At 34.0% G+C, this 24,168-nt stretch carries 18 protein-coding genes; 10 read left to right on the top strand and 8 right to left on the bottom strand.

Annotated features, from left to right (window positions below):
* Nucleotides 1-94: 94 nt before the first annotated feature.
* A complete protein-coding gene (locus tag K350_RS31125) occupies nt 95-2,689 on the bottom strand; it encodes an AAA-like domain-containing protein (RefSeq protein ID WP_051313085.1) in 2,595 nt (864 codons plus the stop codon).
* Nucleotides 2,686-4,302, bottom strand: coding sequence for a phosphorylase family protein (locus K350_RS0112125; protein WP_028980142.1), 1,617 nt, complete (start codon nt 4,300-4,302; stop codon nt 2,686-2,688). The genes K350_RS31125 and K350_RS0112125 overlap by 4 nt, the downstream gene beginning before the upstream one ends.
* Nucleotides 4,303-5,163: 861 nt before the next feature.
* Between K350_RS0112125 and K350_RS0112135 the strand changes: the two genes are divergently transcribed.
* On the top strand, nt 5,164-6,042 hold the full coding sequence (locus K350_RS0112135) for a hypothetical protein (protein ID WP_028980144.1): 879 nt from the start codon (nt 5,164-5,166) through the stop codon (nt 6,040-6,042).
* 168 nt (nt 6,043-6,210) lie between these two features.
* Here the strand turns inward: K350_RS0112135 and K350_RS0112140 are convergent, their stop codons facing one another.
* Nucleotides 6,211-9,495, bottom strand: a complete 3,285-nt coding sequence (locus K350_RS0112140) for a PKD domain-containing protein (protein WP_081670982.1) — start codon at nt 9,493-9,495, stop codon at nt 6,211-6,213.
* 527 nt (nt 9,496-10,022) lie between these two features.
* Here K350_RS0112140 and K350_RS0112145 point away from each other — a divergent pair.
* From K350_RS0112145 to K350_RS28535, 9 genes are all read left to right on the top strand, one after another.
* The gene (locus K350_RS0112145) at nt 10,023-11,558 is read left to right on the top strand and encodes a tetratricopeptide repeat protein (RefSeq protein WP_028980146.1); all 1,536 of its coding nucleotides are present in this window, start codon (nt 10,023-10,025) and stop codon (nt 11,556-11,558) included.
* Between the two features lie 86 nt (nt 11,559-11,644).
* A complete protein-coding gene (locus K350_RS0112150; protein WP_028980147.1) occupies nt 11,645-12,073 on the top strand; it encodes a hypothetical protein in 429 nt (142 codons plus the stop codon).
* Between the two features lie 153 nt (nt 12,074-12,226).
* The gene (locus K350_RS0112155) at nt 12,227-12,763 is read left to right on the top strand and encodes a hypothetical protein (RefSeq protein WP_028980148.1); all 537 of its coding nucleotides are present in this window, start codon (nt 12,227-12,229) and stop codon (nt 12,761-12,763) included.
* Between the two features lie 22 nt (nt 12,764-12,785).
* Nucleotides 12,786-13,313 carry a hypothetical protein gene (locus K350_RS0112160; RefSeq protein WP_156027018.1) on the top strand — a complete coding sequence of 176 codons (528 nt, stop codon included), beginning with the start codon at nt 12,786-12,788 and terminating at the stop codon, nt 13,311-13,313.
* Nucleotides 13,314-13,317: 4 nt separating this feature from the next.
* Complete coding sequence (locus K350_RS32350) at nt 13,318-13,473, top strand: hypothetical protein (RefSeq protein ID WP_156027019.1); 156 nt, start codon at nt 13,318-13,320, stop codon at nt 13,471-13,473.
* A 45-nt stretch (nt 13,474-13,518) separates the two neighbouring features.
* Entirely contained in the window at nt 13,519-14,247 is a 729-nt protein-coding gene (locus tag K350_RS0112170) for an SIMPL domain-containing protein (protein WP_028980150.1), read from the top strand.
* Between the two features lie 177 nt (nt 14,248-14,424).
* Nucleotides 14,425-14,796, top strand: coding sequence for a DUF1304 domain-containing protein (locus K350_RS0112175; RefSeq protein ID WP_028980151.1), 372 nt, complete (start codon nt 14,425-14,427; stop codon nt 14,794-14,796).
* 29 nt (nt 14,797-14,825) lie between these two features.
* Entirely contained in the window at nt 14,826-15,611 is a 786-nt protein-coding gene (locus tag K350_RS0112180) for a hypothetical protein (RefSeq protein ID WP_028980152.1), read from the top strand.
* Between the two features lie 205 nt (nt 15,612-15,816).
* Nucleotides 15,817-16,632, top strand: a complete 816-nt coding sequence (locus K350_RS28535; RefSeq protein ID WP_037575312.1) for an MBL fold metallo-hydrolase — start codon at nt 15,817-15,819, stop codon at nt 16,630-16,632.
* A 303-nt stretch (nt 16,633-16,935) separates the two neighbouring features.
* Here K350_RS28535 and K350_RS28540 read toward each other — a convergent pair whose 3' ends face one another.
* The 5 genes from K350_RS28540 to K350_RS28550 form a co-directional block, all read right to left on the bottom strand.
* Nucleotides 16,936-20,004, bottom strand: a complete 3,069-nt coding sequence (locus K350_RS28540; RefSeq protein ID WP_051313086.1) for a M4 family metallopeptidase — start codon at nt 20,002-20,004, stop codon at nt 16,936-16,938.
* 285 nt (nt 20,005-20,289) lie between these two features.
* The gene (locus K350_RS0112200) at nt 20,290-21,159 is read right to left on the bottom strand and encodes an NAD(P)-dependent oxidoreductase (RefSeq protein WP_028980153.1); all 870 of its coding nucleotides are present in this window, start codon (nt 21,157-21,159) and stop codon (nt 20,290-20,292) included.
* Between the two features lie 397 nt (nt 21,160-21,556).
* A complete protein-coding gene (locus tag K350_RS31130) occupies nt 21,557-21,877 on the bottom strand; it encodes a DUF4142 domain-containing protein (protein WP_162144165.1) in 321 nt (106 codons plus the stop codon).
* Nucleotides 21,878-22,145: 268 nt separating this feature from the next.
* Nucleotides 22,146-23,108: a manganese catalase family protein gene (locus K350_RS0112215; RefSeq protein WP_028980155.1), complete on the bottom strand. Its 963-nt coding sequence runs from the start codon at nt 23,106-23,108 to the stop codon at nt 22,146-22,148.
* A gap of 173 nt (nt 23,109-23,281) precedes the next feature.
* The gene (locus tag K350_RS28550) at nt 23,282-23,806 is read right to left on the bottom strand and encodes a DUF4142 domain-containing protein (protein ID WP_051313087.1); all 525 of its coding nucleotides are present in this window, start codon (nt 23,804-23,806) and stop codon (nt 23,282-23,284) included.
* Nucleotides 23,807-24,168: the final 362 nt, after the last annotated feature.

A 24,168-nucleotide genomic window follows, 5' to 3' on the forward strand; every position in this document is an offset into this window, starting at 1 on the left:
GGTTGAATTGCAAAAGTAATAAAATAAATAGCGATACAATCGCTATTCTCGGAAATCCTCGTTGCAAACGAGGACTATTGGGGACTATTGGGGACTATTGGGATGATATTATTCTACATAGCCCTGCCCTTAAATCCTCTTCGACTTGTTTAAACTTTTTCTCTTTTATTTCCCCATTAAGGTATTGAATTTTAAGTTTATCATTTCTATCATATGAAGAAAAATTCGGATGTGGCCGAAAACCGTAATCACCAATTAATTTAGAAGAGTACTTTTCAATATGTTCCAGGGTAGTAGCATTCATAAAATCGTATTGATCTCTTTTTACATTCTTATACTTAGAACATAAAGATAATATCTCCCTTGCCTTCGAAACTTGAGCGTGTGGAAACCCCATCTTAGCAAGTGATAATAGCTCTATATAAAGTATACTGACAAAATTAATTTTCACTTGATCATCTATAAACTCAACTATAGAAGTTAAGATGTTTACCATCTTTCGTATCTCTTCATACCTTTTCCTTTCTAAATTTTCAAGAAGATAAAAATATAAAATTTTAAAGTCTATGTCACTTAAAGTAAGCTTCATATAATTTTGATAAAAATAATTCACATAAAGAGGTGCAAATACAGTCCAATTGCTTAAAGGAGAAATAATGGTATAAATCCTAAATGCATTAAAAGTAGCTAAATTTGGGAAAGATTCATCCTGCATTTCAAATAAAGGTCTTATAACCTTTTGACATAATTCATGCTCTCCTTTAGACAGTAATTGTATTGCTATTTTATAAATATAGACTTCTCTTTCCTCTGAATTTTCAAGTTTTATTATATAATTTAATAGACTTTCAAAACCTTCTAACAATTCCATTCTATAAAGTTCATATAATAAAATATCAATTAATTCATGGGTAACAGATAATAGATTATTAATATTCGCTTCCTCAGGTTTATAGTTGTTCTTAATAATTAGATCTACAGTTTGTGTTAGCGCATTTTTCTTTTCAACATTATCTTCCTCTAACAACACCCATTTCAATAAAACCTGGGATTTTGATTCAAGCGGACAAACATCTAAAGCCTTCTTTATATATTCTTTCGCTATTAGCGAATCGTTTAATGACTCGAATAGCTGACATAAATTATAATATGCGATCGTTAAAAACTTATCGCGTTCTGGATTAGATGATCTATTTAATTCTTCAATTGTTTGCGTATCAAAAGAAATTATCAATTCCTTATTCTCTTGATAATTTAATTGAAAATATGAACTACTTAAATTAACCCTAGACTGAAAATAGTACTTGCCTGAAGGATACTCATCTACTATTTCACTAAATACACGTATGGCGTTTGGATAATCCCCAACTATTGCATAACTTATCCCTACCGCATATAATGTTTCATAGTAAGCTTCAGGAAAACCTTTCTTATCGTATTGAATTTTTAAGAGGAAAGGAATTGCCTTGCTATATTTTTGTGTTTCAAAATAACTAAAAGCAAGCGGCGCTATGTCATTTCCTGACAAATTCTCAATATCTTCGATAGACCCTTCGTAAAGTTTAATTACTTCATTAAATTCTTTTGACGAGTATCTTTCCAATGCAAGTTTTAATACTCCCTTTTTCTTCTTCTCAACACTTTCAATCCAAGATTCTGATAGTGCTTTATCTATAATCTTATTCTTAATTTCAATTTTTGATGATTGAAAGTCTGAATTAATAATTCCCGCTAAGTATAACTTTTTTTTAATTTCATCACTTAAGACATTTCCCTTATGATATCTGATTTGAACTATAGCCTGCCTAATTTCATTATCAATTTCAACTAACTCTCTAATATGATCAATGGGAGCTTTATCAAAAGCCGTTAGGTAAATATCTTCAATTATCCTGTCTATAAGACTTATATCGATATCATGTCCCTTCAAAATATAACTTTCAACTTCAGAGCATACATCATAGGTCATTCGAGGATTTCCGCTAGTCCAATCAAAAACTCTTAAAAGAATTTTTTCTGGCAAAATCAAATTAGCTTTCCTACAAAAATCATTAAACTCCCCATATGTAAAGTCGTTTAAGAAAATTTTCTGACCTATATTAAAAGGAGAAATTTTAGGATTTTTTATAATTTCCGTCGGCTCAACAACACCAGAAAGAAGGTAGGTCAATCTATTATATTCAGTGAAATTAATTCTTTCAAAATATATACTTCTTATTTGAGCAAAAATTTCATCTGAAAATTTCGCCTTGGTCAAAGCATCAATTTCATCTAAAATTATTACTAACTTTCCTGAAATTGTTTTTAACAATAATCTTAGTTCTTGGCCATGCTCAGTATGCGGAGGAAGTAATTTCTTATTCCTATTATCTTCTATTACTTCATAAATTCCTCCAAAAGTTTCAAAGTTGGTTTCAACTGCTTTGTCAATAATTCCTCTAAAACATTCTCTTGATGTTTCATAGGAATTTGAAAGATCAACATAAAGAAATATATCATTTTTAGTTTGAAGTTTACTTTTAGCATTAATAAGTAAATTAGTTTTACCCATTTGCCTTGCAACTAAAACATATCCGGGCCTACCCATATCCTGAATTACTTGTAAAACTTGACGATCAGCATCCCTTTGAACATAGAGATGATCAGGAATAATTGTATATGGCTTTAATATTTTTTCTTGAGCAATCATTTAAATTCAGTCAGTGTTTCCTTTAAAATTCTATCAAGAGTCATATTGGGTTGATCAATACAGACTATATAATCTCTGAAAATTCTTTTTATTAATCTAGGTGAACCTCCAGAAGCTTCAATTATTTGTTTCCTTTCAGGTTCTCCAAAAAGTAAATTTAAGTTTTCAGAAATTATTTTAGCTAGACTCTCACAATCATTCTCACTCCATAAATCATATCTCAAAAACTTTATTTTTTCATAGATCTTTTTTTGACCGTCCACAATATGATCTGTAGGAGAAAGTAAAGAAGAAAAAATAAATTTTATATTCTCTTTATTTACCGTAATTATTAGGCTGAAAAATTGTTGAATTAAAATTTTAAATGATTCTTCGCTATCAACTGGAATCTCTTCGATATAAATAAAATTTTCTTTAGAGGGGAAAGATGATTTTAAGAGTAAAGAGATTTCTTTTATTATATCTCTTAAATTATCAAATCTTTTAGGAGAAGATTTAGGAGAAATATTCTGAATTAGGTCAACATAGATTTGACAAAATAACTCATTTATTGAACACCCAATACAAGCTGCTAAATTTATGTAAACGAAACTTTTTCTTCTAATAATAAGATTACGAAGAATTGAAGTTGTTTTTCCGCATCCAGTTTCACCGCTTACCCAAACACTGTAAAAATCAAGCACTTTTGAAAGATTCTTATCTTCTCCTCTTTCCAAATAAAACTTTTCTTTTTCTAAAGAATAAAAATCAAACAATACTTCTTTAACTAGTTGTGTAGGAATTTGAATAGACTGACTCTTTTGAGGGATAAAACATAAGTCACTAAAAGCATTAGGGCTTGAGAGCACTAAATGCGCTAAAGATGTTGCTGATGCAGCAGCAAGATTCTGATTTTGATTTTTGTTTTTACCTTTATTACCATCAGCAAAATCACATATCCCCTTAACAACTATCCATTCAAGTTTCTTATTTACTGATGCAGTACTCACTCCTATTCCTTCCATCTCTCCGCCTTTTGCATTGCGAAATGCACTTAACAACTGATCTCTATATTCTTTATTATCAATCAATTCTTCGCCTGAAAGCAATGGTCCAAAAATAGTAGAAGCTTTGTTATTTTCATCCACCTTAAAGTTCCAATTTTTTGCTTGACTTTTAAATCTGTCTAATAATATATGACCTGCCTCCGGATGACTTCCTCTATAAATAGTTTGTTCACCTACTCTTCTAACATTGTATGGGATCAGTGATTCAGAAACCAAAACATCACCAATTTTTTGTGACATTTCATCTAATCCAAACGCGATTCCAATCATTATAACAGCCTTGGGATCCCAAATATCAATTGCCTCTTTGGTAGTTATTATTGAACTATTGGATGAAATAGACCCCATTGTTCCACACTGCACGTGCACAATTTGATATACCCCAAATACACCTATATAAAAAGTAAATTTATCATTGAAAACTTTAATAACTTTATCATATCCATTTACCGGTTTAAGATATAAATGTAAATGATGAGTTTCTATTGAAGTAGCCGTTAAAATTAGAAAGCTTATGCTATTCTTTAATTTACTAATCTCCTCTAATGATTGTTCTAAATAATCCAAGTTCTTTTCTTACTATTTAAAATCTTTATCAAAAATAAATTTCCAAAAAACTCTTTCAAATCTCCAAAAATATCCCCGTCAACAAATATATAAAATAATGTTACAACTTACGATATTCCTTTAGCTAAGTTACCTGAGACATAAATATTTAACTTACCCTCCAAGTTACTCTTCTTTAGATTGATCAATCTTGACAAACGAGTCAGTGCAAGTCAAGATTTTTACAAAAAATATTTTAGGTCCTTGTCCAAATCGTACTGCCGCAGTACGATTTCGTAGTTCCGAGGTTCTCCATCGAACCTCTGAGGTTCGACGACGCACTTCCGAAGTACCTCATCGAACCTCCGAGGTTCGACGACGTAGTTCCGAGGTACTAAGTCGGACTTCAGAGGTTCGACGGAGTAGTTCCGAGGTACCAAATCGGACCTCTGAGGTTCAACGACGTACTTCCGAGGTGCTAAATCGGACCTCTGAGGTTCAAGGATGAAGTTCCGAAGTACAAAATCGGACTTCTGAGCTTCAGTGTGACATTTCATACACTTGTACAAATCGTACCGCTACAGTACAATTAAGAAAGTCTGAACTGGGATTTTTGGGATTATAGGATAGACAGGATTTTCTCGGAATTGTCTGAACTGGGAATTATGGGATGAGGAGATATACAGGATTATCTCAGCAGAAGACAAAAAGATGTTGTCATATTTTCATAAAACTTCTTTCTTAATCAAAGACAATCCTGTCAATCCTTTCATCCCCTATAATCCCAGTAAATTTCTGGCATTTTTATTGATTCACCCCAAAGCGTGTTTTTTTAAGTCCCGACTATGTGATATTTTAATCGAACTATTCAATCTGCTAACTATGAAAAAAGACTTTATCATTATCCTTTTTTTATTTTTCATTCCTGCTCTGTCTTTTGCTCAGGAAAACATTATAAACAGGGCATTCCTCGGGGTAAATGGAAACTACTTTGTTCCTATCTTCGGATTTCAAAGAGAAAATTATAAATCAGGCCCGGGCATTTCCTTTTCTTATCTTTCAAAAAAACTTCCTGTATTTAAACAGCTCCCCTATTCTTTGAGAATCGGAGCTAATGTCGGAGTATCAGGACAGGGTTCTCGAGATTTTAATCTTACGGCTCACGATAGCCTGAGAAGTGTTCAGCGTTTCTACAATACTTTTTCCTACTTCACACTCCTTGGGAGATTTACTTTTGAAAAAAACAAAATATTCAAACCGTACCTGGAACTTAGCTTCGGATTGGGCAACTTCTCATCGCATGAAAGTATATCCAGAAATTTGAATCCTTCTTTCTATAGTAAGCCCAGAGGTAATTATCAGGAAAGCATGTCTGTTTTCGGAATATCGGCGGGGTATCTTATTCAGGTTACCGAATGGTTTATGATTGATGCAAAAATAACTTACTACCAGGGCACGAAAAAAACTGCTTTCACCGATCTTGATCATTTTTCATATTCAACGCCCTATTATTATCACACCAAAAGAGAAGCTGTACCTTCTTTAATTTCTGCACAGCTTGGGCTTTTATTCAGGGTACCACGACCAAGTATATCTATGAGTCCGCCAGAACCAACTGAGCGTCCTTCCAGGTTAACGCCTGTAATAAAACCTATAAAACCAAAAGAAAATAAAAACGGCGAGCTGGCTCCCGGCAACGAATCCACTCCCCAAAAGCCAAAGGAAACAAAAACGTTTTATGGTCCGAAGAAGCGACATTGAAGACTAAACCGGGATGTATGGAATGAGGAGACAGACAAAGATAATCCTGTCTATCCTTTAATCCCCATAAATCCCAGTTCAGAATATTTAATCTATGAATAAAAAAAGTGGCTCATCTTCTCAGACAAGCCACTTCTATTTATTCTTTATTAATCTTATCTACCTCTATTACTTCTTTATAACCCTTCTGTGAGTGCTTCCCTTTGAAGTTGTGATTGACAGAATATAAACACCTGGTTTGATTGCCCCTGTTGAAAAAGTCATTTTATTTAAACCTGACATCAGTGATATACTTTCATCTTCTATGACAGCCAAACCAGACAATGTTCTCAGAGATAGTTTTGCATCTTCTTCATCAGACATTACTTCAAAGTTAAGTATATCATCAGAAAAAGGATTAGGATAAATTTCAAGCATACTCACGGCTTCCCTCCTATCTATTGATGAAATCATTTTAGTTCCGACAATCACTTCTTTTACTACTGAACATCCAGATGTATTACTTACTCTTACTTCATAAGTACCAGGACATAAATCATTATGTGACCGGGATGAAGAAAGTCCTTTATTCCACAAATAAGTTATTGTACCGCCAGAGGTATTAATCACATTTACAGTTGCGATTCCATTGCAGAGGCCTTCTGTAGCAGAAGCTGTATCAATGGAAACTGTCATCATGTTATTTCCCTTTTTGACGCTCCAGCTTTTAGTTAAGGTGCATCCTTTATCATCTTTAACAGTTACCGAATATGTACCGGAAGAAAGTCCGGTCAGATCCTCTGTTTTAGCATCACTGCTCCATGAGTAGGTATAAGGAGCACTTCCTCCTGAAGCTGATACATCAACTGCTCCATTTCCGCCGGCACAAGATTCATCTGTTACTGTTCCTGTCAGCTTCAAAAGAGAACAGTCAGGAACTATGACCACTTTATAATCTTCCGTTTCTCCCTGAATAGCAGTAGTGCATGGATCTACCAGATAAGACGCAGTTGCATTCATCATTCTTACCCGCATCACTGTTTCTCCCAAAAGTGTATTTGACGGCAAAGAAAAATAATAGGTAGATGTTCCGGCTCCGGCTACATTACCAAACATTCTTTCTGTTGAATTATCAAATATTCCATCCTGATTAAGATCTATCCATACTGCAAAGTAATCTGTTCCGCTTCCTCCGAATACGGTAGTCAGACCATAGTTTTTTCCTACAGTTAAATTCGTTTCGAATGTATTGTAATAATCTGTGTACGATGGTCCGCCGTAATATCCGCTATTGCTGTTATTGATAGTATTCAGAATAATAGTCTGTATATAGTTGCCTGTAGTTGTACCTTTAGAATATGCAGGAACACAATAGGGTTTGCATACCTTAATTTTATTCACTTTGATTATTACAGAATCACTCGCTGAGCAATCTCCATTTGATACAACAACTTTTACCTGATACTCGCCTGCGTTAGTATACTTATATGAAAACTCGTTTCCTGAAGCTGCAAATGCTCCGTTTATATACCATGAGAAATTATAATTATCTGGATTCGGAATTTTAAATATATACTCCTCTCCCTGACAGACAGCAGGGACATCATCCAATACAATTTCCGGAGGAGTAACAAAGCTGACAGATACTGTATCTCTTGCTATTGTCCCACAGCTATTCTTTACTTCCACCCAATAATCTCCGGAAGAAGATACTGTAATTCCTGAAGTAGTCTCTTTTGTTGACCAAACGTATGAATAACCCGAGCCAGATGCATTGAGGTTAACCAATGCCCCTGCACAAGCAATTTTATCATTTCCAATATTCAAGACTGGTTTGGGACAAATAACTTTAACAGAATCACAGATCCTGATTTGTCCACAAGTATTATCAGTAGAAAGACATACGTTGTATACTCCTGAACTTTCATATCTGTGAACAACCTCTTTGCCGGATGCTGTAGTGCCATCCCCCAAATCCCAGTTCAGGAATGTTGCTGAAGGTGCATTGTAATTCAAAACAACGTCAAGAAGAGTATCTTTAACACTAAACCTATCGGGTTCACCTATGCATGCTGCATTTATTGATTTTCGGACAGTGTCTTTACTACAGCCATTGTCAACCACAAGTGTAACAATGTAGTTTCCCTGTTTTTCAAATGTATGTCTGTAATCCTGATCAGTTGCAGTGCTCCCATCTCCGAAATTCCATTGCCATGTGAATGCAGAGCTGCCAGTTTTATTAAACTTACTATTATCTTTAAACAAAATAGTAGCACCTGTCTGATCACTTTCTCTTTCTGTAACGAAATCGGCAACAGGTCTTATACAGGCATCGCTATCCAGCACTAATAATAAGAGATCTTTAGAAGTTGAATTTGAAGCATTAGAAACGCCAGAGACAATAAAAGAACCATCTGAAGTCTTATTAAAATAGGTGATTTTATCAACATTATCAGTACCGAAACTATTTGATGTCCGAATATTATAGTTTTCATCAAGGAGTATCGTATTAATGTCTGCATCAGATCCGGCGTTAGTTGTAGAACCTAAAAGAATTATACGTCCGGATTTATTTTGTACCATACCATTAATAAATCCTGTTCCTGGCAATGTTTTGGTCCAGATAGTATCAAGATTAAAATTAGTTTTTACAAGCCAGGTACTACTTCCATTTTCTCCCGTAAAATTTACAGGAAAAAGAAACCCGTCAGTTTGTTCAATGATTGCAGGAATAGAACTAGTGCTGTTCGCAAGTGATGAAGGATGATGAAAATATTTATGTAATAGTGCAGTGCCATTCGCATCTATCTTTCTTACAAAACCATCACCCATGCCTCCATAAACGAATATGTCTCCGGTGGAAGATTCATGCACTCCGTTAACCACTCCATCATAGATTATAAAACCATTTCTCCAGATTTCCTCTCCGTTCTTATTTACCTTTATAATCCCTAAAGTATTGGTGGATATACCAAATTGTTTATTTGGGAAAATATAATTACCATCTGAAGTTTCCAATATCTTTCCGACACTAAAATCCCAACAGCAGATGCCTGAATAGGTAATTGTTCTTTCGGTAATAATATTTCCGTTTTTATCAAACCTCCACAAATTCACTTCTTCATCATAAATCTTACTGACAAGATCATAGGTTGTGGCAATTATATATTCGCCATCTCTATTCTGAAGCCCTGATACCACATGATCGATAACATCAGGTTTACCAAATCCTTTATGCCACTGCACTTCCCCGCTTGCGTCAACTTTTATCAATATACCATCCACCTCATAATTATCGATTGTATTTGCAACAAGCATATAGCCACCATCGTCTGTTTGAAATGCAACAGAAATTGTAGAAGGATCATAACTTACAAATTCGTTGTTGGGATATACCTTCATAAAGGAAACCTGAGCATACATAGTAACCTTAAATGAAATTAAAATGAGTGTTAAAAGTAGTTTTTGATTCATAGAGGTTTTTAAAAATTGAATATTTATAATTGATAATTATGCTGAAATATTTAATGCGGACAATTGTGCTGTTTGAAATAGACCATATTCTCTCCTTTTACTTAAGGAACTTTCGCAAATATCTTTAATCTATTTAACGTACAAAACTGATTAACAAACAATTAAACACTTCTCCATCCCTATATATAGAAGACGCAGAATAAGTAGTAATGTTACAATAAAATGAGGTTTTTAAATCTAAAAAAAACGTTTTTTATCTCTTTTTTACTATAAAGTCTTCCCTAAAACATAACCTTTGATGTGTTAGTGAAAAACAACATTTACTCGCTATTCGGGAATGCATTAGACATAAGAAATCAAACTTAAAACATTTCTCAATTCTATTTAAACGAAAGATGGAACTAAGGGAATGTTAATTAAAATTTTACACAAATTATAGAACTATTAAAACTACATGTAATTTTCCTCTCATAACTCGCTTTTCTTAACAGATAAAATTAACTAATTTGAATGCTAAATTACTTTCTATGCGAGTTATCATTACCATTTTTTCACTTTTAACAATCTTACAAGGTTATAGTCAGAATATTGATTCTTTACTTTATAATTCTAAATATGAAAAAAATATTTTTACTTCCTATTCAGGAGGCAAAGTAGATACACTGGGGATTTTTCTGGCACCTTCTCAAGACCTTGCGTCTGTATATGCAGCAACGCAGAAAATCAAATCTTTATATACAAAACTAGATGCTTTAGGTATCTCAGGTTTAAATGAAGCAAAAAAAGTAAAATTAATTTTCAAAACGGTTCATGCTGATTTATTAAAAAATTATCAGGGACTAACCACCTTAAGTGAAATATTTGATAACGGAACATATAATTGTGTTTCGGCGTCTGCCTTATATGCTCTGGTTTTCTCTCATTACCATATTCCATTTCAGATAAAGGAAAAACCAACGCACGTCTATCTTGTGGCCTATCCTGATAATCTTAATATTTTGGTTGAGTCTACACTACCTGGTATAGGTTATGTTCTTCCGACAAACGATGAGAAAAAAAATTATGTAAATCAACTGGTAGAATTAAAGTTTCTTAACCGGGATTATGTAAATCAAGCCGGTATAGACAAAGCGTATAATGAGTTTTTCTATAAGCAGGATGAATCGATCTCTATTCAAAACTTGGCCGGAATTCAATACTATAATGAAGCTATTGAAACTATTAATAACAAAGAGTATGAAAAAGCATATTTAAATGCCTATAAAGCAGATACTCTTTATCCATCTAAAAAAAACAAATTTCTTAAAGTTAGTCTTTTAGGTGAAATCCTGAACAATGTCAATTTTACCAAAACCATTCATTTTTATTATCTCGCTGAATATGCCAACAAAGCCAATACAGAAGGCTCCAACAGGCAAACTAAAGGAATATTTGCTTTGAAAATGGACAAATACCTGGTGGAACGACAAGACACCTCTTTTTTAAGAAAATCGTTTACAGTATTCTCTCAAAGTATTTCTGATACAGCATTCAAGAGTGAAATCTCTCAGTACTATTATTCAGAATTAGGCAGATATTTCTATAACCGAGGGAATTTTGACGAAGCAATAGAATGTGGCAAAAAAGTATATTTGTTAAATGCTGGAAATTCAGATGCTCAGTGGCTAATCTCCGGTAGCCTTTTAAGCAGCTTCAACAATGGAGCAAGTGGAGTTAAAGAAATAAATCTGCTAGACAAGTATTCAAAAGATTATCCTTTCCTGAAAGAAAACTCTATGATTCTTTCACTTTACCTTCATAATTACTGTTATGTAGCCCATACCAGTTTTCAAAATGATGACCGCACTGAGGGCATGAAACACCTTAAAAAAGCAGAAGAACTTATAAAGTTAAACAACAAAAATTTAAGGTTGAACTATCAGGCCATAGGGAATATGTATGGAGCTGCAGCAGAAAGCTACCTGCATAAAAACGAAAACACATCCAAGGAACTTATAAAAAAAGGGCTTGAATACTCCCCGGACAATGCTTATCTATTAAGGTTAAAAAGAGCTCTTGAGTAAACAGGGATTTAAGGGATCAGAAGATAAACTAAATGATCTATCCAGTACCGCTAGCTCATTAAGAATTAAATTTAAGTAAAAAATCAATGACGGAACTAAGTATTATTGAATCTATAATTGAGAAACTCAGTATCAATCCTGAAATTAAATTTGAAAGGAGAAATAATAGTGAACTTGAAATATTTAATAAAGATAAAAACGGATTTAATATTTTATTGCAACTGGCCCAACGAGAGCATACACTCCACTTTGGCACCTTTCATTGGCACTATGATAATAACGAAGAAGAAATCGGTGAAATGATGACTCACCTTGTTTTCGGCTTAACAGGAATTGCAAGAGTGAAAGAATTTTCAAAAAATGGTAAATCATATAAATGGACATTGCAAGTTGTGGACAGAGATGGCAATTGGTATGATAATGGAACGATGGCTTTTATGAATTTAAATTTTTGGACTAAAGCGGAAATAAAATATTTACAAAACAACCTTTTACCTGAAGAAATTTTCTTTTGATATTAACAAAACCAGAGAATAAGAACGCCAAAAGAAAATTTTAGCTCCTATGTCTTTCGCCCCTATGTCCTATCGCAGCAGATATAAAAAATCTCCCTCGTTTCCTTAGGATGACAAACCTAAATTTCTCTTATAACTTTTTCTTAAGTAAGTATGACATCTAAAATTCTATTTTTTAATAAAACTAAAACGAAAGTAATCCTTCCCTTTCTTTTAACACTATCTTTATCCGCTCATCCAGCCTTCTGCAATATCCAAATAGATACAGCATATATTGACAACAAGGGAATATTTCAAGCAAAGATTAATTCAATAACTGATTCTATAGCTATTGAAAGACTTCTCAATAGGACCTGGATTATTGACACTGTAATTAACAATAGAGAATTCACCTACAAACCTAAATATACTTCAGGTATAAATAAATTTAGATTGCGTGGATTAAATACAAATTATATATACAAGGATACTCTGACATTTAGAAATGAATCATACAAACCTTGGGGACCTAAAAGATGTGTTGACACTATCAAATTACCTGATAAATATGAGTACAAGCTAATGGACTCAGCAGGCCGGATTATAAAAACCGGAATGTCTGACACAATAGATTTACGAGGAATAAGAGCTGGCGTATATTATTTGGAATATGACAATACAACAGAAAAGTTTCTCAAAAAAGATAAGTAAATTGAAGCTTTTCCAGATCTTAATGAAAGAGAAAATAAAATCATATTTTACAAGCGGATGGATTCCTAGCGCTTCCCACCTCATTGCAATAGGAGTATTCTTACTTGGGATACTTTTTGAGAGAGACTGGATTATTGACACCGCCCTTTTAATTTTCTATGCTAACATTATTGGAAATGTTATTTCAAGTGTTGTTCAGATTGTAATCGGACAATGGTACTTCCTTATCTTTCAACTTGGAATATCAGGCTTCCTATTTTACTGGTGTTCTATGTTATTCCTTTTTTCACCTCCCGACTATTATGAAGCTGACAAAGAAATCCCAAAAGGAATCGAAATTGCAGAACTCTTGAATAAAAAACCGACACAAGAAGATTTTAACAAAAATCATTTGATTATAACTCACCTGGGTGAATGGGGAGTTTACTCCTACTATACCGATTATACACCAAAAGAGAAAGGTTATTTTTTCATTAAAGCATTTGAGATGACATCAAACGACTGGTTATCTTCTAAGGCTATCAAAAAAGAGCTCGACAATTCAGATTGAGTCATTGGAGCCTAAAATATACGAAGGTGCATTTACAATCTATGAAGGTTCCTCAGACGACAAATACGGAAGCAGAATTGAATTATGGTATCAGCCTTTAAATGGTAAAGAATATAAAGTCACAGAAAGAAACTATATTATAGAAGGCTGGACGAGATAAGAAAGTGATCGATAAAATAAGAGAATTAAACTAATCAAATTAATCATGAAAAAATTCTTAACATTATTTTTTCTGCTAACAACCCTTACAGTATCTGGACAAATATTAGGGCAGCAACCAGAAAAACCCACACTCAATGTAACAGGTTCTGCAAGAGTGATTGTCAAACCTGACCTTGGAGTTTTAAATATTTCTGTTTCCGAGATAAAGCTTAAAATGAGTGATGCAATTAAAGCTCTTGGAGAAAAATCTTATCACTACAATGACCTTTTGAAAAAACTTGGCTTTAATGAAAAGGAAATAAAAACTACAAGCTTTTCTGTTTCTCAGAACAGAGTTTACCGAAATAACGAATATATAGATAGCGGATATGTGGCTTTTCAAAACATCAGAATTGAGTTTACTTATAGTCAACAAATACTTCAGAAAATTGTGGGAGAGTTTTCTAAAAGTGAAAAACCAATAAACTTCAATTTTGACTTCGAATTATCGGAAACGCTAAAGCAGAAAGTTCAGACTCAAATTATAGATTATGCTATTAAAGACGGGAGTGAAAAAGCGGCGACAATGGCCAAAGCCTCCAAAGTTAAATTAGTAAGTATTAGCCATATCTCTTACGGCTCATGGAGCAGTGATGAAGGAATGCAGTTAGTAGAAAGAAGACATGAATATAGCGCTTCTATGGCTCCAGAAGGTGTAGGAGAATCTTTCAACTTTACTCCTGACGATCTAACTTTTCGTGATTCGGTAACAATTACCTGGAACATCGAATAGATCAGATAGGCTGCGGCATTTAGAAATAAGTATAAAATGGCCAGTTCGCATGACTGGCTATATTGTCTTATAACAATTCAATTTGCAACTCTTTTGTGCCTTTTTAATCTTGTCTTAATCAGTGATTTACTTTAAATTACAAGCACACATAATTTAACTAAAAATAGGAGAGAAAATATGAACATGATATTAAATATATTAATCGTAGTAATAGCTCTTGAGCATTTGTATTTTATGTACTTTGAAATGTTTGCATGGGAAACTATAGGAAAAAAAACTTTTAAATCCTTACCCGAACATTTATTTAAACCGACCAAAGGGCTTGCCGCTAACCAAGGACTGTATAATGGGTTTCTTGCTGCTGGCTTGATCTGGTCTCTTTTCATTACTGATAGTGATTGGTCTGCAAATATTGCCACATTCTTTCTTAGTTGTGTAATCATCGCCGGAGTCTATGGAGCAATTTCTGCAAGCAGAAAAATATTTTTTGTTCAGGCGATGCCTGCCATTGTGGCGCTCTCAATTCTTATCATTCAAAAGTATTTATAACTGATTAGAGAAAATGAACAAGCAGTAACATGAGATTTTTAACTTTTATATTTCTTTTTACTTTATCCATCAACAAGTCTACTGCATGTCTTTCAGCAGATCAAAATAGGATGTTTCCAATTGGCATATCCCCTAAAGGATTAGTTGTAGTTGAAATTCATATGTACAGAGGAGATTCCACAGATGGAAAAACAGAAAGGCTGCATCCCAAATGGGGTGGGATAAGTTACTTAAATACTTACAACAGGAGTTATAAATTAATTGAATCCAGATTACTTGATACCCTAAGATTTTTTCCTGAAAGTGCTTATATAAATGTTTTTAAATCCACCTTCGACAAGGGTATCAAACTGGCAGGAACAATCCCTGACATAATATATGCTGAACCTCAGGATATATCATTCTGTAGTTATCAAACTAATTGTACAAAGGCTGCACTTCAAACTGACACCATTAATAATAAAGCATACGTTATTCTTGATTCTAAAAAGAAACAGGAAGTCACTGTTCTATATCATTCCAAATCCATTGCTTCAAATTACATCAATTACTATAATGAATTTGACAAAGAACCCTCAGAGTTAAGGATGAAATATCTCATAGAAGGATTGCTGATTAATTCAATCAGAGAATATAAGGTTGGAGAATATAATTTAACAATCATTCACCTCGGGAAAGGACAAGACTTCAGACAGGAAGGAGAAATTCCCAAAGAATACAAGCCGGACATTCAATTTAATACATTAGAGAATAGTATCTTCAAAGAACCTGTCCTGCATCATGGTCATGGATTTGATTTTTTTATACTTGAATAAATAAGACTATATATCACAATATTTTGTTCTTTGCTATTTTCAAAACGGTGATGTGTATCTGATTATTCTTTTCTTCAGTCTGTTCAACAAAGACAGAAATCTGTTTATAAACACATTAAACATTTTTAAGAATCAGCATGAAAATACTTAAGCGATTGTCTACTCTTTACTTTTTTCTCATCCGCTTTTTCACGAACTTTCAATAATGAAGTTATTTGTCACCTCCCTCAATTCGGGCAGCAATGGAAATTGTTACTATATTGGAAATGAAAAAGAAGCAATACTGGTAGATGCTGGTATCAGTTGCAGAGAAATAGAACAGCGGATGAAAAGACTAGAGCTTTCAATGAAAAAAGTCAAAGCTTTGTTTATCTCGCATGAGCATACCGATCATATAAAAGGACTTAGGGTCCTTTCAAAAAAGCACCAGATTCCTGTTTATTTTACCAGCGGTACGCTTTCAAATGCAAACCTTGACGATTCCAATCCACATTATGTGCTATTGACACCGGAAAAACCGGTTATAGTCGGCCAGCTTGAAATTACAGCCTTTCCAAAATTTCATGATGCCAGAGATCCTCAGAGTTTTGTAATCCGATATAAAGATTTATGTGTGGGAGTATTTACAGATATTGGTATGGTCTGCGAAAATGTGATCAGATATTTCAAATGCTGCAATGCCGTATTCCTGGAAGCCAATTATGATGAAAAAATGCTTATAGATGGCAATTACCCCTACTTTCTGAAAAAGCGAATATCCAGTAATGTTGGACACTTATCCAACACACAAGCTATGGAGCTCTTTCAGGCACACAGATCTGAAAATATGAGTCACTTATTCCTTTCCCATTTATCTAAAGAAAATAACTCTCCCGAACTGGTAAAAGAGTTGTTTGAGAAGCATGCAGAGGGAGTAGAGATTGTGATAGCTTCTCGTACTCAAGAAATTCCAGTATATGAAATCGGAAAAACCAATTCAGCGCGAAGAGAAAACTATCAGCAACAGGCTCTGGAATTTTAACTCTCAGAAATTTAAAATCTAGACTGAGACACCAATCACTTTTCTGATAAATTCTCTTACCTCATTCGGACAAATGGCCTGGTAAAGTTTGAACGATATTAAAAAAAATGTATAATGCTTAAAAGAGACAGCATAGGTTGTTTGATACACCCGTAGGACAATGATACACTTTTGACAGCTATGTTCATATCACCTTAAAATCTCTTTCTGACTGTAGTTGAGGCTTTTCATAACTTTAAGAAATTAAAAAAAATGGCCTGTCGAAAGGACAGGCCACCAAAATATTCTAAAAAATAAGTTTTATTATTGCTTTATAAACTTATATGAAGCTGCAACAGAATCATCTTTTATAGTAAGGTAATATAATCCTTCTGTTAATCCTTCAGTATCTATTATCACTTTATCAGACACATTATTAAACAATTTGCTTATCACAAGCTGACCTAATTGATTAAAGACTTGAATCTCAAATTTATTCTGCTTGGCTTTGGGCACTACGACAGTTAATTCTCCTTTTGTAGGATTAGGATAAATAACAGGCTGAGGTTCTTCAATATCAGCCGATATAACACCAGTACTGGTACTTCTTTCTCCTACGGCAAAATAAACCGGCCACATAGCATTATTTATTAATCTGCTCTGCACGCCATTCGATGAAATCTTATCTGCATTAAGGCTCACGTAGTTAATATCAAAGTCTCCATTTGCATCTTCTACTGTAAAAGAAATTATATTATCGTTTTTATTATATGCTGGAAAACCAAGAGTTGTATTTTCAGCTATAAGGTCTAACGTATTATGTTCCATATCAAATCCAACTACTGCATATTCAGAAGAAATTCCATCTGAATATTCATAATCAAATGCAATAATATACGGTGAGTTTTTGGAAAAACTAGGATTACCTATGCTTTCTCCTTCTGAAAGATTATTAAACAACTTAAGAATTTCTCCTTCAGCAAAATCATTTGTATTATTATCCCATACTTTGATCAAGTTAATATCCCAGTATTCAATATTCGATCCATCCTCATTTTTAATACTGTTAAAACAATCGTACACCAATGACTCTCCATCATAAGACCATTCAATCGCATCAGCGTAGACAGGTCCTTGAGATTTCACTCCAGAATAGGTAGGATTATAAAGTTTAAAAGTAGCCCATTCTTCTTTCCCAAAATCATAAACATAAATAGAAGTATCCTTATCATAAGTGATAGCAGCTATCCTTTCTCCGTTTTTAGATACTGATACATTTGACCAGATTGGCTGATCTTGTATAAGCGTCAGACCTAATGAACTAGATGGATTTACGTTAATGACATATATTTTTTGATCAGTACCTACAAACACAGCCTGTTCTCCATTGTCTGTAACGCTGGGTTTACTTTTAACTGATTTATTCAACAATGCCTTGAAATTTGTTCCGGCTGCAGTGGACCTGAAAAGTCCGTCTGTAGTAAAATCATCCGTATCGTATGATAACAAATATTCTGTTCCTGGATTAACAGGGAACGTGCTTGTATAATCACCTCCAGCACCATCAGTGATTCCCACTGCATCGAAAGCTATAGCAGCCTGAGCAGCTTCAACAGATGAATTGCCATAAATATCTTTTGCAGATTGTATGACAGCTATTCTCAGATCAATAAATTTAGAGTTTGCTGTAAGGTAATTTGATAAAGCTCTGTAAAATACAGAAGCTGCCTTTCTCCTGCTATTCAAGGATGTAGCATATTTATAAAAAGCCCAATTGGGTATACCACTATTAATATGTACGCCACCATTATCTGCAGAACCATTATATTTTTCGCTGATATGTCTTGGCTGATAGCCATTATCATTCAATGAACTCCCACCATTATGAGGATCGGATAAAGACCGCAATGCACCGGAAGGAAATGCGGATAACTTAACTACATCTTCACCTAACTGCCAATCAGCAGTATCCATCATACTTCCAAAGATATCTGCCATAGATTCATTAATTGCACCAGACTCTCCTTCATACTTTAAATTTGCGGTATTCTGTACCACTCCGTGAGTCATCTCATGACCTGCAACATCCACTCCTCCAGCTAATGGTTTAAAGTCTGTATTCCCATTGCCGTAAAACATTGCTTTACCATTCCAATAAGCATTATCCAGCCCTGACCCATCATCATCCACTACATTAATTACTGAATATATTGTTCCACCATTACCATCAATAGATTCTCTGCCATGAGCGGTTCTAAAGTAATCGTACGCAATACCTGCATTATAATGCGCTGAAACTCCAGCACGACTGGACCATGAATTACTCGCGGAAACTATATTCTGAACTTTAAAGCCATCTCCAAAAGTATTATTGGCATCATAAGTAATAATTGCTCCGGTGTTAGTAGCAGCATCATACATAGGCCTTGAAACATCAATCATATAATAGGACGACCCCTCCTGATATGTACTAAAAGTTCGGTTAACACCATTCAAATCAATTGCAGAAGCTGTTCTAGGACCATCTGCATGGCAGGTAATCTTCAAACTTTTAAGGATGTTTCCAGACTTTGCATCTACAAAATATTCCCAGCTTTCAAGTTTATTCGGACAGATAGAAATTTTATATGCCAGTACATATCTTTTTACAAGGCTATTATCTTCATATATAACTGTATCAACTTCAGGAGTGCTGTGGCTAACTACCATCTTTTCCGCATCATTGAACTCCTTTTTATAAAGGGTTTTAGAGGACACATCATTGATTACTGTAGTTACTGCGGACTTTAAATCAACAACTGGTTTTACGTCCATTTCATTCTTAATTACATGATAGTTTCCATTGAAAATTTCCGCAACGTTAGATTGGTTAAAATGGACAACAACTTCAGAGGCATTAACCTTAATACCTTTATATTTTTGAGTGAGTTTAACATGTTTTTTACCAAGACCATCTGCCTGAATGCTTTTGATTTCAAAGTCTCGCTCAGGATTTGATATTTTAGTAAGGCTACTTATTGAATTCAGGTAATCAAAACAGCTATTTCTGATATCAGAACTGGATCTTGATGAAGATGTAGTGGAATTAGCAGGTTTTGAGATAAATATAGGCAGACCACTTTCCTGTGAAATAATCACTTCAGTATTGTTGTCTTTCCTTAAATTACCAGCTCCCGTTCTCAAAGAGATTGAATTACGGCCATTTCCATATGCTGGAGTCCTTAAAGAAGTTTTTTGAGCTGTACGACCATCAATTACTGAAGCTTTTAAATCCGATTTATTCAGAAGGGTATCTTTATGTTTTTTACTATTAAATGGATCCTTTTGGGCCCACGTAGAAAAAGATATTAAGCTTCCGAGAAGAGAAAACTTAAAAAAAACAGAGACTTTCATTTTTGATTCAGAGTTAGACTTTTAACAAATATAAAATATTATTGAACAAGATTTCTTTACCTTTAAGTATTTACAGTATCAACTTCCCAAAGGCGTACAAACTTTCCATAATAAAAATAATCAAAAAAGGTGATTTCTCCCTGACTGTTTATGAACAGAAGGATTTTTTATTTGCTATATCCAAGAAAGATAAATTCAACATTAAAAAGATTAACTAAACTCTTTCACACAACTTGTAACTGTTGAATTACAGATAATTGTTAATTCTTATCGTTTAAACACTATTTAAAACTTCTTACTTACCAAATATTCATAAATAGCAGAAATATCTTCATCCCCCTTCCCATCTTGTTTAGCCATACCATAAACCTCTTTGGCTATAGCAGTAAGTGGTAAAGAGATATTACTCTCGTAAGCTGTCTGGAGAATTAAATGAAGATCTTTATGTGCCCACTTTAGAGAAAATTCAGGACTAAAGTTTTTAGATTCAAGTTTGGATTTCTTTAACTTCAAAAATGGAGAAACGACAGGACTTTCTGAAAGAATATTTACAATAGAAGATTCATCCAAACCAGAAGTCACTCCCAGATTTACGGCTTCTGAAAATGCTATCATGGATTGTGCTAACACTAAATTAATAACCATTTTCATTTTTGTTCCATCACCGACTTTACCCAAATGATTAATAGACTTCCCCATGATTGAAAGCAATGGACGTGCGTCTTCCAGATCTTTATTATCTCCCCCTACTAAAAAAATCAATTCTCCCTTTTCTGCAACTCCTTTAGACCCGGATACAGGAGCATCAAGATACCTTAGACCAGCTTCTTTGGCTTTGGCAGCCATCTCTTCAACGAAAGAAGGATTTACTGTACTTGTATTAATCCATAAGGAATTTTTCTTTGCATTCATGATAATCCCCTCCTTCCCTAAAGCAATTTCCTCAATTACTTCAGGTGATGAAAGCATTGTAATCAAGATATCAGCATCTTTCACTGCAGCGACAACAGAAGAAGCAAGCTTAGCACCACTCTGTTTTAAGGCTTCAGCTTTTCCCTGACTTCTGTTCCAAACCAACAATTCGTTTCCCCCTTTAATCAGATTGGCTGCCATCCGGCTTCCCATAATTCCAAGACCAATAAAAGTTATTTTCATATAAATCGTTTATCAGAACAAACTTAAATTGTCAATCCTTGTTAGAGGTTCCTTTAAAAAGTTTATGTCATTATTGAATATCTGCAAAACAAAAAAATGCTTAGGATAAGATGGAGTATCTGTTCCTGACATTCATAATAAAATGATTACTCCTGCTATCTGTTGAATCTGCAATAACCATTCATTACAAAAGGCTTTGATGTATCATTTGAAGAAGTAATGAATATTTAAGGACATTGCTTTATAAGAAATAAAAATTATCACAATAACCTCAGAGCTCAGGAAAATCTGGGTGATGTCTATGAAAAATCAGGCGACATTCCTAATGCTGTAAAGAGTTAAACATAATGCCTTTTAATAGCGGATATACCTTCAATACGAAAGAGATTAATAAATATCAGAGATCAGTCAATCGACGCACATTTGCATTATGCAAAGAATCTGTCTCCTGAGGCAGTATAACATTGTTTTGCAATGCCAGAGCGTTAAGATCACTTTGCGCTTGAGTAAAATCTCCAACCAAGGATGCACCAAAAGCTTTAATACTAGCGTTGGTAGCATTTGCTAAGGCTAGTCGTCCAAAATCTACCTGTGCCAGATTAAATAATGTGATTCTTCGCGCAAAGGCATTATCTGCACCAGATAAAGTCTGAACTTGCTGAGGAGGTGGCGGACTATCATCCTTATCATCTTTACAACTCAATAACGAGGTTAGCACTAAGATTAAAAATATACTTATTTTTTGCGAAGAGTTCCCTTAAAGAAATAATCTTTGAATTGAAGTTTATTCTTTTTCATAAGTCCTGTGTGATTAATTACATAACCCCAAACTCTATTTATGTTCAAAAAGAATAATCCCTTCCTTGTAAAAAAATGAATAAATTAAAAAGTCAGTACACATAAAGAACATAGCAATAAAATTAAACCAGAGCCAACTGAAATTACAATTAGCTCTGGTTTGCATGAATAAATACCTAAGAACAGTACTACAACTTATTCTGACTTGAAGTTTTATCTTTTTTATAAGTACTCCATTGGTTTTCTCCTTTTGGTACAGCTTGTCTGACTTCCTGGCTTCTCTTCTTACCTAGTTCTTTACTTTTTATTTCGACAGATTCCTGAGTTGCGTCTGTACCTTTAATTGGTTGCTTAAGTAACCCATCTGTTTCATTAACATGTTTTGCTGGATCTTCAATATACTGCCAGGTTTCCGCAAGGCCGGTTGATTTACCTTCATTCCATGAATCTCTGATTGTAGCCCCGTTCGACATATTAAAATAAAGATTGCTAAATCTAGGATCACCCTGTAAAACACCAGGAGGAAAATTAGGCTTGATTGTTTCAAGTGCTGCTTCAAACATTTGCATATGTGCAATTTCTCTAGTCATTAAAAACTTAAGAGTTTCTTTCACATATGGATCGTCAGTAAACTGCATAAGATATTCATATACAATTTTTGCTCTTGATTCAGCAGCAATGTCTGAACGTAAATCAACAGTAAGATCTCCGTTAGCTTCAACAAAAGCACCTGACCATGGAATTCCCTGGCAATTAGTAAGTGCAGGCCCTCCACCTGTAAGCACTCCAAACTGGGGTGCTGTGGTAGCCTGATGGATAAGGTTTTCCTTTGCAGATTTACCTAGCAGCATCTCCATAATTTCAGACTTGTCAGCAGCTTCTTTTAATTGGCCATTGACGCCATTAAGCAACATTTGAATCGTAGCACCTACTATCTCTAAGTGGCTTAATTCTTCTGTTGCAATATCCATTAACATATCATATTTTTCAGGATAAGCTTGTCTGACTGAAAATGCCTGAACGAAATATTGCATAGCTGCTTTAAGTTCTCCATTGGCTCCTCCGAACTGCTCAAGAAGAAGTGTGGCAAATTTTGGATCAGCCTTAGAAACCCTGGCATTAAACTGTAAATCCTTATTGTGGTGAAACATACTTATTTGGTTAAGGTTAGAAATCATTGCTTAAAAAGAACAGGCAATGCTGGCAATTACATGGAATTTCTAAATCGGCATATATCCATCATTGAACTATTAAATTTTTACTAGATGAATTCCAGACTTAAGTAAATTGCAGCAAAGGAAAATGTACTTCCTTCAGGACTAACTTATTTTACAAGATCAGCCTTCAATTGAGTAGCTTTCTGCAAATGTTCATTGATATGTGGTAAATATTTATTAGCATAATTTATCACATCCTGATCCTGCCCGGAATTAATTTCTGTATTAAAAATCTGCTGGGCCTTTTGATGATCTGTTACCTGTGTAGATATATACAAGCTATCAAACTGATATCCGTTCAAAACCTCTAATTGTTGCTTTATTGCTTTATGAAGAGAATCCAGCTCCTGAGGGACAGATACATTTTTCTGCGCAGCAAGCGCATTAAGTTCATTTTGCGCAAGAGTGTGCTCATTAACCATAAATGCACCAAAAGCTTTTATACTATCGTTGGAGGCCTTTGTAGCAGCCAATTGCCCTAAATCAATTTCTGCAAGATTAGATAAAGAAGCATTATTTATAAAAACAGTATCTGTAACCGATAAAGTCTGAACCTGTTGAGGAGGAGGAGTATTATCATCATCATCTTTTTTACAACCTAATGATGAAGCCAATGCTAAGATTAAAAGCATGCTAAATCTTTTAGGTGAACATACTCTTGTCATAAAATAATCTTGTAAATGAAATTTATCCTTTTTCATAAATTAAGTTTTGATAATTACATAACCCCTATCTTAATTAATGTTTAAAAAGAATAAAATATTTTAAAAAAGGTTATAACAGGATTTCATGACAGAAAATATTATGTATTATCTTAATTGCTGTTACCTCACTAAGGGCATCATATTAATTTATTATTCTTATCGTTCAAAGGGAACCAAGAGTATGTAACATGCATTGGTTAATACATTCAAACAGTCAAGATTCTATTTATACTTCTTCCTTCTTTCATATAACTTTTTCTTACTTAGTACTATGGAAGGAGAATTGAACT

It is taken from the genome of Sporocytophaga myxococcoides DSM 11118 (assembly GCF_000426725.1).
In the GTDB taxonomy this organism is placed as follows: domain Bacteria; phylum Bacteroidota; class Bacteroidia; order Cytophagales; family Cytophagaceae; genus Sporocytophaga; species Sporocytophaga myxococcoides.

What these genes read in the sequence shown, in the direction of transcription:
- K350_RS31125 (WP_051313085.1), bottom strand. Translation starts at nt 2,689, where the DNA reads ATGATTGCTCAAGAAAAAATATTAAAGCCATATACAATTATTCCTGAT.
- K350_RS0112135 (WP_028980144.1), top strand. Translation starts at nt 5,164, where the DNA reads ATGAAAAAAGACTTTATCATTATCCTTTTTTTATTTTTCATTCCTGCT.
- K350_RS0112140 (WP_081670982.1), bottom strand. Translation starts at nt 9,495, where the DNA reads ATGAATCAAAAACTACTTTTAACACTCATTTTAATTTCATTTAAGGTT.
- K350_RS0112145 (WP_028980146.1), top strand. Translation starts at nt 10,023, where the DNA reads ATGCGAGTTATCATTACCATTTTTTCACTTTTAACAATCTTACAAGGT.
- K350_RS0112150 (WP_028980147.1), top strand. Translation starts at nt 11,645, where the DNA reads ATGACGGAACTAAGTATTATTGAATCTATAATTGAGAAACTCAGTATC.
- K350_RS0112155 (WP_028980148.1), top strand. Translation starts at nt 12,227, where the DNA reads ATGACATCTAAAATTCTATTTTTTAATAAAACTAAAACGAAAGTAATC.
- K350_RS0112160 (WP_156027018.1), top strand. Translation starts at nt 12,786, where the DNA reads ATGAAAGAGAAAATAAAATCATATTTTACAAGCGGATGGATTCCTAGC.
- K350_RS0112170 (WP_028980150.1), top strand. Translation starts at nt 13,519, where the DNA reads ATGAAAAAATTCTTAACATTATTTTTTCTGCTAACAACCCTTACAGTA.
- K350_RS0112175 (WP_028980151.1), top strand. Translation starts at nt 14,425, where the DNA reads ATGAACATGATATTAAATATATTAATCGTAGTAATAGCTCTTGAGCAT.
- K350_RS0112180 (WP_028980152.1), top strand. Translation starts at nt 14,826, where the DNA reads ATGAGATTTTTAACTTTTATATTTCTTTTTACTTTATCCATCAACAAG.
- K350_RS28535 (WP_037575312.1), top strand. Translation starts at nt 15,817, where the DNA reads ATGAAGTTATTTGTCACCTCCCTCAATTCGGGCAGCAATGGAAATTGT.
- K350_RS28540 (WP_051313086.1), bottom strand. Translation starts at nt 20,004, where the DNA reads ATGAAAGTCTCTGTTTTTTTTAAGTTTTCTCTTCTCGGAAGCTTAATA.
- K350_RS0112200 (WP_028980153.1), bottom strand. Translation starts at nt 21,159, where the DNA reads ATGAAAATAACTTTTATTGGTCTTGGAATTATGGGAAGCCGGATGGCA.
- K350_RS0112215 (WP_028980155.1), bottom strand. Translation starts at nt 23,108, where the DNA reads ATGTTTCACCACAATAAGGATTTACAGTTTAATGCCAGGGTTTCTAAG.
- K350_RS28550 (WP_051313087.1), bottom strand. Translation starts at nt 23,806, where the DNA reads ATGCTTTTAATCTTAGCATTGGCTTCATCATTAGGTTGTAAAAAAGAT.